General features: G+C 67.9%; 7 protein-coding genes. 5 read left to right on the top strand and 2 right to left on the bottom strand.

Features of this window, described 5'->3' with window-relative positions:
• Positions 1-68: 68 nt before the first annotated feature.
• The gene (locus tag OYT95_RS12085) at positions 69-656 is read left to right on the top strand and encodes a carboxymuconolactone decarboxylase family protein (RefSeq protein ID WP_268791550.1); all 588 of its coding nucleotides are present in this window, start codon (positions 69-71) and stop codon (positions 654-656) included.
• Between the two features lie 18 nt (positions 657-674).
• On the opposite strand, the gene OYT95_RS12080 is transcribed toward OYT95_RS12085, so the two are convergent.
• A complete protein-coding gene (locus tag OYT95_RS12080; RefSeq protein ID WP_037230455.1) occupies positions 675-2,996 on the bottom strand; it encodes an FHA domain-containing protein in 2,322 nt (773 codons plus the stop codon).
• A 135-nt stretch (positions 2,997-3,131) separates the two neighbouring features.
• On the opposite strand from OYT95_RS12080, the gene OYT95_RS12075 reads away from it, so the two are divergent.
• Entirely contained in the window at positions 3,132-3,896 is a 765-nt protein-coding gene (locus tag OYT95_RS12075; protein ID WP_037230453.1) for an ABC transporter permease, read from the top strand.
• A gap of 91 nt (positions 3,897-3,987) precedes the next feature.
• Positions 3,988-5,604, top strand: a complete 1,617-nt coding sequence (locus OYT95_RS12070) for an FAD-dependent monooxygenase (protein ID WP_268791549.1) — start codon at positions 3,988-3,990, stop codon at positions 5,602-5,604.
• Here the strand turns inward: OYT95_RS12070 and OYT95_RS12065 are convergent.
• Positions 5,573-7,597, bottom strand: coding sequence for an APC family permease (locus OYT95_RS12065; protein ID WP_037230446.1), 2,025 nt, complete (start codon positions 7,595-7,597; stop codon positions 5,573-5,575). The genes OYT95_RS12070 and OYT95_RS12065 overlap by 32 nt on opposite strands.
• Before the next feature lie 105 nt (positions 7,598-7,702).
• Here OYT95_RS12065 and OYT95_RS12060 point away from each other — a divergent pair, with 105 nt between their 5' ends.
• Positions 7,703-8,590: an arginase family protein gene (locus tag OYT95_RS12060; RefSeq protein ID WP_268791548.1), complete on the top strand. Its 888-nt coding sequence runs from the start codon at positions 7,703-7,705 to the stop codon at positions 8,588-8,590.
• A 151-nt stretch (positions 8,591-8,741) separates the two neighbouring features.
• On the top strand, positions 8,742-11,165 hold the full coding sequence (locus OYT95_RS12055) for an ATP-dependent Clp protease ATP-binding subunit (protein ID WP_268791546.1): 2,424 nt from the start codon (positions 8,742-8,744) through the stop codon (positions 11,163-11,165).
• Positions 11,166-11,421 lie beyond the last annotated feature (256 nt).

Raw genomic sequence — 11,421 nt, 5'->3', positions numbered from 1 at the left:
CCGGCGCGTCATACTCTGTCTCGTCATCGCGCCTCCCCGGGCCGACATCGTTGAAAGATGGTAATTCCATGACAGATTCACGGATCGCGTCCCTGACTCCCGCCGAGCTGGACGTCGAGCAGAAGGCGTTGTACGACAGCATCGTGACGGGCCCGCGCGCACAGGGGCACCAGCTGTTCGCGCTTCACGACGACCAGGGCAGGCTCAACGGGCCGTTCGGGTTGATGCTGCACGTGCCCGGACTCGGCTCTGCGCTGCAGGAACTCGGGAGTGCGGTGCGGTATCGGACGGCGATGACCGCCCGGATCAGAGAAATCGCGATACTCGCGGTCGCGGCCGCAACGGAGTGCGAATTCGAACGCTACGCGCACGAACGGGTCGGACGCGCCGACGGGCTGAGCGACGAAGAGCTGACGGCACTTCGGAGTGGCGAGTTCGGTTCTGAAGACGCCACCGAACAGGCTGCGTACCTCGTCTGCCGGCATCTGCTCGAGGGCGCCAACACCCTCGGAGACGAGGAGTTCCGTCGATTCGAAGCCCGCCTCGGTCACTCGGCACTGCTCGAACTCGTGGTCCTGGTCGGCTATTACCGCACCTTGTCACAGCTGATGAGTGTCTTCGACGTCGGGGCACCGGAGGGTGGAGGCGACGAGTAGACAATTGCACCAGCCGGATCAGCGCCGGCGGGGACGGCGCAGCCGGAGCCGGCTGTAGGTGACGACCGCGAGCACGCAACTGATGAGCACCAGCATGGCGATGTTGAGCAGCCACCACGATGCGGCGTGCTGCCAGAGCGTATCGGGCTCGGTGCCCGTGGCGTTCGTGCGCAGGTCCACCGTCGAGGCGGCGGCCGCGAATCCCCAGCGGGACGGGAAGAGCCACGACACCTGTTCGAGCACGGCGCGTCCGGTGATCGTGATCAAACCTCCGCACATCACCAGCTGCACCATGATCGTGACCACCAGCATCGGCATCACCTGCTCGTTCGAGCGGGCCACCGACGACAACGCCAATCCGACCAGGACGCACGAGCAGGTGGTGACGGCGATGTCCACGATCAATTCGACGGAACCGGAGGGAATCACGCTGCCCCGGCCCGGAAAACCCTTGCCCACGAAGACGATCAGCACCATGATCACCGACTGCACGATCGCGGCGGCGCAGAATACGACGATCTTCGCCGTCAAGTAGGCGGACGGCAGCAGCCCGGCGGCACGTTCGCGTTGATAGATCATGCGCTCGCCGACCAGATCGCGGATGGTCAGTGAGCAACCCATGAACGCGGCGCCGAGGATCAGCACGACCAGGATCTGGGTGAGTTCGCCGGATTCGTCGAGGCCCGACGGACCGAACCCGGTGTCGCCGGGCACGAGCACGGCCAGGCCGCCGAGCACGAACGGCAGAAGGGACAGGAAGATCAGGTAGCCCCGGTCGGCTCGGATCAGCCGCGCCTGGCGGCGGACGACGGTACTCAGCTGCTTGCGCCGCGACGTGTGCGCGGGACTGCCGAGAGGTCCGGGCGGGCTCGGTGGTGGCACCTCCACGGCGGGGCGGGTGGCGCGGTACTCGGCGAACGCTCCGTCGGGGTCGGCCACGACGCGGGCGAAGATGTCGGCCCAGTCGGTGCTGCCCAGCGCGGCCCCGACCCGGTCCGGCGGGCCCACGTAGGCGGTCTTGCCGCCCGGTGCGAGGAGCAGCACCTGATCGCACATCTCGAGATACGACAGCGAATGCGTGACGATGACGATGACGCGGCCCGAATCGGCGAGGCGGCGCAACGTCGCCATGATCTGCCGGTCGAGCGCGGGGTCGAGACCCGAGGTCGGTTCGTCGAGGATGAGCAGGGACGGGCCGGTGAGCAACTCCATTGCGACGGACGCGCGTTTGCGTTGTCCGCCGGACAGCCGGTCGACCCTCGTGTCGGCGTGTTCGGACAATTGCAGTTCGTCGAGGACCGTCGCGATCACCTCTTCACGGTCGGCCCGGGTGGTGTCCGGCGGCAGCCTCAGCTCGGCGGCGTAGCCGAGCGCCTGCCGGATGGTCAGCTGCCGGTGCACGACGTCGTCCTGGGGAACCATCCCGATGCGGGAGCGGAGCACCTGGTATTCGGCGTGCACACTGCGTCCCTCGAACTCGACCACACCTTCCGTGGGGCGTTCCGAACCGGAGATGATGGTGGCCACCGTGGTCTTTCCCGCGCCGGAGGGGCCGATCACCGCGGTGAGACTCCCCGGCTGGGCCCTGAACGTGACGTCCTCGAGCAGCCGCCGCCCGCCCTCGATGGTGAGCCCCACGCCGTCCACCCGCAGCCCGCCCGCGGTCGGAGTCACCGCCTGCCGCGGAATGAGCCGGGCCTCCTTCACGATGAGATCGGTGTTGCCGATCGTGACGACGTCACCTTCGGTCAGCTGCGCTCGCGACACCCGGGCGCCGCCGACGAACGTGCCGTTGACGCTCCCCAGGTCGTCGATCTCGAGGCCGGACGGCACGTTGTGGACGATCGCGTGGTGGCGTGAGGCAAGCACGTCCCGGACGACGATGTCGTTGTCGGGTGACCGTCCCACCGTGAGCGATCCCGTCGGGACCGCCGCGTGCGGTGTCGGGGGCGGGGCGCTCGAGGCCCCCACCTCGATCGTCGACTCGTCCCATCGACCGCCCACGTCCTGTCGCGTCGCGTCCGGATCTTCGACCGAGATCCGCACGACCGGCCCCTCGGCCGCGTCGCCCAGCCGGACGAGGACGGGGTTCGTGACGGGAACCTTTTCTCTGCGCTCCCCGTCGACGAAGATCCCGTTCTTGCTGTCGGAGTCGACGAGCTGCCATCCCTTGTCCCAGGTGAGCCGTGCATGCTCGCGCGACACCACGGGATCGACGATCGTGATCTCCATTTGCGGATCCCGGCCGATGCGGACGGCCTTGCCCGCGCCGTAGCTCGCCCGGCCGTGGTCGGTCTCGACCACGACCCGCGGGTGCGCTGTGTTCGCCCGGTTGTCCATCGCCACGGCCTCCGGTCAGCGTCATCGGGCGTAGAGCGTCGACTTCTCCATGGTCGCACGCGCCGCCCAGGGTTCGTCGGGATAACGGTCACTCTCGGTATCCCCGCGGCCCGGAAGTGAGGAACACTGAGCGGGGTGAGTACGTCCTTGGCGAATCCCGGTGTCGGACTGGCTGTGCTGTGCACCGTGATGGTCGTGTGCGCGGCCGTGGTCTACCGCGTCACCCACCTCGGCAGCCCACTCGTCGTGCCCGCCGCGGCAATTCGAGGTGCTGCCCAGCTCGCCGCGGTATCCCTGATCCTGGCTGCGGCTCTCGCGCATCTGTGGTCGTCGATCCTCGTCCTCGTGGTGATGTTCGCGGCGGCGGTGGGAACGTCCGCTCGCCGCGCGAAAGCGGGGCGGTCCGCCGCGTGGCTGGCGCTGTCGCTCGCGGCGGGTGTGGGAGTCGTCTTGCCGTTGATGCTGGTCAGCCGGGTGGTTCCGCTCGAAGGTGTCGCACTCGTTCCCGTCGGCGGGATCGTGCTCGGTGGTGCGATGACGGCTACCTCCCTTGCCGCGCGACGCGCGCTCGATGCGGTCGAACAACGGTGGGGTGAGGTGGAGGCGGGGCTGAGTCTCGGACTCGGCGTCCGGGATGCCCGCATGGAAGTGGTCCGGTCTGCCGCCTCGGATGCGCTGCTCCCGGGACTCGATCAGACCCGGACCGTCGGGCTGGTCACCCTGCCGGGGGCGTTCGTCGGGGTGCTGCTGGCAAGCGGTTCCGCCGTTCAGGCCGGGGCGGTTCAGATCCTCGTCCTCGTCGGGCTGCTGCTCGCGCAGACGTGTGCGGTCGCCGTGACGATCGAACTGGTGGCCAGGGAAGCCGTTCACCGGCCGAGACTCCACACCTCGCGAACGTGACGGATCCGGGTCTGGCCCGAACGCCGGTCAAGTGCATCGACGGTCCCGCATACTGGTCGGTGGTCGGTCCCTGCTGACGAGGCGGTGTCTTGTGGTGCATCCCGAGGTATTGGTGGTCGGAGCTGGTCCCGTGGGGCTGACGGCGGCGATCGAACTGCGCAGGCGAGGTGTCTCCTGCCGCATCATCGATCCCCTGCTCGAGCCACCGCAGTACGCGAAGGCGGTCGGGATCCAACCCCGCACCCTCGAGGTGTTCGAGAGCATGGGTGTGCTGCGGCACATCCTGGACGCGGCGATCCAGATGCGCGGGCAGATCGTGTACGTCAACGGAGACGAGGTCGCCCGTCTGGAGTTGGCGTTGCCCGCCGACGTCCCGTTCGAATTCATCGGGCTGCCCCAGTACGAGACCGAACGCATCCTCACCGACTACCTGGGCACGTTCGGCACCACGATCGAACGAGGAACCAAACTGACAGCATTCGAACAGGACGACGACGGCGTCGTCGCGACGGTCACCGGTGCGGACGGCGACGAAACCGTCCGAACCCAGTACCTTTTCGGCTGCGACGGCGCCCACAGCGTGGTCCGCAAGGGCCTCGGTCTCACCTTCGAGGGCGGTGCGTTCCTCGAGCAGTACATGCTCGGCGACGTCGAAGTCGACTGGTCGATGCCCCGCGGCTACGGAATCCGGTCGATGCATCAGACGGACGGCGAGACCGACGATCTGCTCGTGTGCATTCCGCTGCCCGGGCGCCGCCGCTACCGGATGTCGATGCTGGTGCCCCCCGACCTCGCCGGCACCGGCACCCCGGCGGCCGACAAGATCGCGCACGGTTTCGAAGCGGGACCGAAACCGGAGCTGAGCCACATCCAGGCCGTGCTCGATCGGCTGTCGCCCGAGCCGACGCGGGCGTCGAACCTCCGCTGGTCCTCGATCTTCCGGATCAGCCACCGCATCGTCGACTCCTACGGGCGCGGGCGGGTGTTCGTCGCGGGCGACGCCGCACACATTCATCCGCCGACCGGCGCGCAGGGCATGAACACCGGCATCCAGGACGCGCACAACCTGGCGTGGAAGGTCTCGCTGGCCGTGTCCGGTGCCGCGGCCCCCGATCTGCTGGACAGTTACGACGCCGAACGGCGACCCATCGGGGAGGAGGTGGTGGGTCGCACCGTGCGCAGCGCCCGGGAGGGGATCGGGGCGGGGTCGTCGGATCCCGACTACGTGATCCGGCGCGAGGCCCAACTCCTCATCAACTATGCGGACAGTCCGATCGTCGCCCAACCGGAGTCGAACGCGGCACTCGCGCCCGGCAACCGGGCGCCGGACGCCCGCGGGCTGACCCGTGCCGCAGTCGCGTCTCCCATCAGGCTGTTCACACTCCTCGCGGGACGGAACCACACCTTGCTGCTGTACGCCGACGAATCGGTCGACGCGCGCGGGCTGGAACTGCTCGAGGCCGCGGCGACGTCGGTGCACGCGGCGACCCGGGGACTCGTCGACACGTATCTCGTCGCGTCGCCTTCCGCCGAGGTCGGGGAAACAGTGCTTCCCCTCGTCCGGGACCGTGACGGCGAGTTCGCGCACGCGTACGGCGCGGAGGGGTCCGCCGCGTTCGTCGTCCGCCCGGACGGCTACCTCGGGTTCCGGCAGAGTCCGGTCGCGGTCGACGGTCTCACGGAGTACCTGAAGTCGACTTTCCGCTGAGCTCGGGAGTGGTGGGCAGGCCGCGCCGGATGTCACCCGGCGCGGGCTTGCCGAGCGGCGCCCCGACCCGGGTGGCCGAGTCCAGCAGCCACGGCACGCTCGTGACCATCACCCCGGACGTGAACAGCAACCTGCCTTTGAGGCGCAGCGCATTCTGGTTGTGCAGCAGGTGTTCCCACCAGCGACCGACCACGTACTCGGGGATGAAGATGGTGACGACGCCGTCCGGGATCCGCTTCCGGACGGATTTCACATACCCCACGATGGGCCGGGTGACTTCACGGTAGGGCGATTCGAGGACCTTCAGCGGCACAGGGACCTCGTACTTCTCCCACTCCCGCTGCAGTTTTCCGGTGTTGTCGCCCAGCACGGTGACGGCCTCCAGCGTCGTCGGATGGGTGGCGCGGGCGTAGGCCAGGGCCCGGGCGGTGGGTTTGTTGAGCACGGACACCAGCACGATGGTGTGCACTTGGGAGGGGAGGGTGAAGCTGTCCTCGTCGACGACGAGAACAGCCGCGATCCGGTCGTAGTGCCGCCGCACCCCGCGCATCAGGAAGAACAGGATCGGCATGGCGATGACCACGAGGTAGGCGCCCTGGGTGAACTTCGTGATCGTGACGATGATCAGGACGGTGCCGGTGAGGACGGCTCCGGTGCCGTTGAGGGCCCGCCGGCCGTGGATGAGACGACGTTCGCGGGAGTCGGATTCGGTTGCCAGCACCCGGTTCCAGTGCCGGACCATGCCCGCCTGGCTGAGGGTGAAGGAGGTGAACACGCCGAGGATGTACAGCTGGATGAGGTGGGTGACGGACGCCTCGAACAGGACGATCAATCCGCCGGCCGTCACGGCGAGGAGCACGATGCCGTTGCTGAACGCCAGTCGGTCGCCGCGGGTGTTGAGCTGGACGGGGAGGTACCGGTCGCGGCCGAGCACCGAGGCGAGCAGCGGGAAACCGTTGTAGGCGGTGTTCGCGGCGAGCACGAGGATCAGCACGGTCGCGGCCTGGACGTAGAAGAAGCCGAAGTTGGTGGTGCCGCCGAACACGGCCGCCGCGATCTGGGCGATGACGGTGCGCTGTGGATCGGTCTCGCAGTTTCCGGCGAACCCGATCAGATCGCACGGGTTCACCGCGACGTGCACCTTGGTGACGATGGCCAGCGCGGTGATTCCCGCGAACATCACGATGGCCGTCGCCGCCATCGCCATGAGCGTCTTCGCGGCGTTGGCGCTCTTGGGTTTACGGAATGCGGGCACCCCGTTGGAGATCGCCTCGACACCCGTCAGCGCGGTACATCCCGACGAGAACGCGCGCAGCGCGAAGAACACGAGGGCCAGACCGGTCAGCCCGGACAGCTCCGGTTCGATGGTGTACCCGGCACTTTCGGCGACGGGCGTCGAGCCGGCCGCGACGCGGACGAACCCCGTCACGATCAGGATCATCACACCGGCGATGAACCCATATGTCGGGAAGGCGAAGGTGGTCCCCGATTCCCGGATCCCGCGCAGGTTCATCACGGTCAGCAGCACGACGAATGCCACGGCCAGCGCCACCCGGTGCGTGTTCAGCGCGGGAACGGCGGAGATGAGATTGTCGACGCCGGCCGACACCGACACCGCCACCGTCATGACGTAGTCGATGAGCAGCGCCGACGCCACCGTCAGACCCGCGGACGGACCGAGGTTCTTGGTCGCCACCTCGTACGAGCCGCCCCCGCTGGGGTAGGCGTACACCACCTGGCGGTACGACAGGGCGACCACGGCGAGAAGCACGACGACCCCGACCGCCAGATACGGCGTCAGATAGAAATACGCGAGACCGCCGAGAGACAGGATCAGCAGGATCTCCTGCGTCGCGTACGCCACGGAGGACAGAGGGTCGGAGGCGAAGATCGGCAGCGCCAGACGCTTGGTCAGCAGCTGCTCCCCGAGGTCGTCACTGCGCAGCGGGCGTCCCAGAGCCAGCCGCCGGACCGCTCGAACGAGAGCCACCACCAGTTCAGCGTAGAACTAGGCGCTTCGCGCCCGTGCGCCTTTCCGGTTGTTCCCGCCCTACCGAAAAGGCGCACGGGCCCGGAGGGCCTGGTGGATCATGGCCGAATGGACGCTGCCGGCTGGTTCCTGCTGGGCGCACCGTGGGAGTGCTCCGGCTCGGCTCGTGGCGAACAAGCGGCGCCGCACGCGTTTCGGGAGGCCGGCCTGTCTTCGATGGTCGGCCGGGATGTCGGCGACGCCGCGACCGTGATCAATCGCACCGACCGGGACGAACCGACGGGGGTGATCGCACTGTCCGAGACGGTGCGGGCCGCTCACGCGTTGGCGGACGATCTTGCGGTCGCAATGACGGACCTGCCGCGGCGGCGACCGCTCGTGGTCGGCGGCGATTGCAGCATCCTGCTCGGGATCTTTCCCGCGCTGCGCAGGCGCCTGGGTTCGGCGGGACTGTGGTTCGTCGACGGGCATCCGGATTATCTCGACGGACCGTCCTCGGACACCGGCGAGACGGCGGACATGGAGCTCGCGATACTCACCGGAGTGGGTGCCGAGGCGTTGATCACGCTGGCCGGGACACCCCCGATGGTCAGCGCCGGTGACACCGTCCTGATCGGTCATCGCACCGAGGGCCTGGACGCGGCGTCCGCCGCCGAACTGGTCCGGTTGCCATCCGACCTGCGCCGCATCGACGCGCCGACCGTCGTGCGGGACCCCATCGTTGCAGGTCGGCAGGCTGCCGCATGGCTGGCCGGCACAGGCACCGGGGTCTGGCTGCACCTCGACCTGGATGTGCTCGACCCCGAGTCGCTCACTGCGGTGACGTACCCCCAGTCGGGAGGCCTCGACTGGGATCAACTCGCCGACGTCGTCGCGCCTCTTGCGCGGTCACCTCGACTCGTGGGCGTCAGCGTCGCCGACTTCCGTCCCGATCTCGATCCCACCGGCGACCAGGCGACCCGGGTGCTCGACTTTCTCGGACGCGCCCTGCCGTGAGCGGGAAGATCCGGGTTCCTGTCGTCGTTGGACTGGGTCGGCACCGCCACGGATCTTCGTGATCGAGCTCACATCCGTCCCCGTCGGGAATTGATCGCATGCATGGCACGTTAGTTGAGTGAGTAACGCTCAACTTATAGGAGGCTGAGGAATGCCAGCATTCTTCGGGCCGGAGGGCCCAGGTCGCATCGACATCAGTCGGCTCATGAGTCGCTCCACCCAGGAGCTCATGGCTGCTGCTGCCCGCTTCGCCGCAGGTCGTGGCGATGCGGAACTCGATGCACTCCACGTTCTGCGCGTCATGACAGAACACGATCCCGTCGCATCTCTGATGCGCCGCGCAGGCGCCGACACGTCGGCCGTCGCCGATGCCGTCGAACTGCGTCTGCCCCAGAGCCGCGACACGTCAGGCTTTGCAACACCCGCACTGAGCGGCGCCCTGAAGACGGCGCTGCTCGAGGCGCACCAACTCGCGCGCGCCCTCGGTTCCACCTACATCGATCCCGAGCACCTCTTCCTGGCGCTCGCCGCGGATCAGGACCACGCCGCCGGACGCCTGCTCGCATCCGAGGGCATCACCCCCGAGCGCCTGCAGACCGCGGTGCAGGGTGGATCGGTGGAGGAGTCGTCGAACTCCGAGACTCCCACGCTCGACCAGTACGGCTTCGACCTCACCGAACGCGCACGCGGCGGCGGAGTCGACCCGGTGATCGGGCGCGCCGACGAGATCGAGCAGACCATCGAGATCCTGTCGCGCCGCACCAAGAACAACCCCGTACTGGTCGGGGAGGCCGGCGTCGGCAAGACGGCGGTCGTCGAGGGCCTGGCCCAGCGCATCGTCGACGGCGAGGTGCCCGACCGACTGACGGGAAAGCGCATCGTCCAGCTCGACCTGTCCAGCATGGTGTCGGGCACCCGGTACCGCGGTGATTTCGAGGAACGCCTGGGCAAGGTGATCGACGAGATCTCCGCCCACTCGGACGAGCTGATCGTCTTCATCGACGAGGTCCACTCCATCGCCGGCGCCGGTGGCGGCGCCGACGGCGCGATGGATGCGGGCAACATCCTCAAGCCGAAGCTCGCCCGTGGTGAGCTGCACATCGTCGGTGCGACGACGCTCGACGAATACCGCAAGCACATCGAGAAGGACCCGGCGCTCGAACGCCGTTTCCAGCCGGTGACGGTTGCGGAGCCGAGCGTCGAGGATGCGGTGGCGATCCTGTCCGGTCTGCGTGACCGGTACGAGGAGCACCACGGTGTCCGCTACACGGACGAGGCGCTTTCGGCGGCCGTCGAGCTGTCGGCCCGCTACATCGGTGACCGCTTCCTGCCGGACAAGGCGATCGACCTGATCGACCAGGCCGGAGCCCGGTTGCGGCTGCGGATGCCGAGCGTCGATGTCGAGGCTCTGCGGGCGAAGCTCGCGGAACTCGAGCAGGCCAAGGAGCAGGCCGTCGCCGACGAGCAGTACGAGAAGGCTTCGCGGCTGCGCGACGAGGCCATGGAGGTCCAGGCCCGGATCGACGGGAAGGCGGTCGGTGCGTCCGACGTCGCGCCCGAGGTGACTGCCGAGCAGATCGCCGAGGTCGTGTCGCGGGCGACTGGAATCCCGGCCAGTCAGATGACCGAGGAGGAGAAGGAACGCCTCCGCCGGCTCGAGGACGAACTGCATCGTCGTGTCGTCGGCCAGGACGACGCCGTGCGGGCCATCGCCCGGGCGGTGCGCCGTAGCCGCACCGGCATGAACGATCCGGATCGACCCGTGGGCAGCTTCCTGTTCCTCGGACCGACCGGTGTCGGCAAGACGGAGCTCGCGAAGGCGCTGGCCGCCACGCTGTTCGGTGACGAGAACAAGATGCTGCGACTCGACATGAGCGAGTTCGGTGAACGTCACACGGTCAGCCGGCTCGTCGGTGCTCCTCCCGGCTACGTCGGATACGGGGAGGCGGGACAGCTCACCGAGCAGGTCCGCCGGAACCCGTATTCGGTGATCCTGCTCGACGAGATCGAGAAGGCGCACCCGGACGTATTCAATACGCTGCTGCAGGTGCTCGACGACGGTCGGCTCACGGACGGTCAGGGCAGGACGGTGGATTTCAAGAACACCGTTCTGATCATGACCAGCAACCTGGGATCCGACATCATCTCCAGCAAGTCCGGTGCGCTTGGCTTCAGCACCGGTGACGCGGAGGCGTCGGAGAAGCCGCTGCGGGATCGGGTGATGGGCCGGTTGCGTGAGTCGATGCGTCCGGAGTTCCTGAACCGGATCGACGAGATCGTGATCTTCCGCAAGCTCGACACCGCTCAGCTGCACCGGATCACCGACCTGCTGCTGGATGACAGCCGGAAGCGGCTGCAGTCCAAGGGCATCGAGATCTCGTTCAGCGAGGCCGCGGTCGACTGGATTGCCGAGCACGGACACCAGCCCGAGTTCGGGGCGCGTCCGTTGCGCCGGTCGATCCAGCGGGCCGTCGACGATCGGATCGCCGATCTGCTGCTCGACGATGTCCTCGTCGAGGGTGGCAGCATCGCGGTCGGAGTGTCCGACGACGAGTTGGACCTCGTGGTCGGCTGATCCCGACGTGAGTGGCAGAGTGTGCTTCGGCACGCTCTGCCACTCACGTGTGTGGGTAGCCCCTTGCCCGCCCTCGCCGTCTCGGATCAGCACCCGGTAATGAGTTGTGCGTCGTGCACTGTCACCTGTGCGGTGTGCAGGGCTGCAGTGTGATCCGGGTGTGTGCCCGGAGCGTTGCCCTCCACGCCGGAGAAGAGCCGAATTACCGTCGACTCGCGGTGTGTGCTCGCCTCCAAGACGGTTACCTACTACCCAG

It is taken from the genome of Rhodococcus sp. JS3073 (assembly GCF_026810085.1).
In the GTDB taxonomy this organism is placed as follows: domain Bacteria; phylum Actinomycetota; class Actinomycetes; order Mycobacteriales; family Mycobacteriaceae; genus Rhodococcus_F; species Rhodococcus_F wratislaviensis.
The sequence above is the reverse complement of the archived record's forward strand: the minus strand, read 5'-3'. Positions and strand labels throughout refer to the sequence as shown.